Below are 540 nucleotides of genomic sequence, written 5' to 3'. Positions count from 1 at the left end.
AATTCGATAATACTCAATTCAGAGTAACTCACAAATTTTACCTTAGCCTGATCCGTTACCAGTGAAAGTAACGTTCAGTCTATCTTTCTATCACATACCCAAATTTTTAAAGAACGATCTAATCAAAAGACTAGAAATCAATATTCAGTGCGAATATTCATTTCTAAACTCTCAAGCTTACGAAGCAGTTTATGGTGGAGCCAAGCGGGATCGAACCGCTGACCTCCTGCGTGCAAGGCAGGCGCTCTCCCAGCTGAGCTATGGCCCCATAACAAAATTGGTGGGTCTGGGCAGATTCGAACTGCCGACCTCACCCTTATCAGGGGTGCGCTCTAACCAACTGAGCTACAGACCCAATTTCGAGCTTGTAACTGTTAGCTCAGAGCTATCAGCTTGGAGCTTAAAGCTGCTTCTATCGTCTTCTTCAATGAATCAAGCAATTCGTGTGGGAGCTCATGGAGCAGCTGATGTCGTCGATTAAGGAGGTGATCCAGCCGCAGGTTCCCCTACGGCTACCTTGTTACGACTTCACCCCAGTCA

General features: G+C 46.1%; 2 tRNA genes and 1 rRNA gene. All 3 read right to left on the bottom strand.

The features are described 5' to 3' along the window. Positions 1-192: 192 nt before the first annotated feature. Positions 193-268 (bottom strand) — tRNA-Ala (locus JJD74_RS30680). 10 nt (positions 269-278) lie between these two features. Beyond that, positions 279-355, bottom strand: a tRNA-Ile gene (locus JJD74_RS30675). Positions 356-478: 123 nt separating this feature from the next. Further along, positions 479-540, bottom strand: a 16S ribosomal RNA gene (locus JJD74_RS30670); the annotation flags it as partial.

The organism is Pseudomonas sp. MF6776 (genome assembly GCF_016613125.1).
Taxonomy (GTDB): Bacteria; Pseudomonadota; Gammaproteobacteria; order Pseudomonadales; family Pseudomonadaceae; genus Aquipseudomonas; species Aquipseudomonas iridis.
This window is presented reverse-complemented; position numbering and strand designations above follow the sequence as displayed.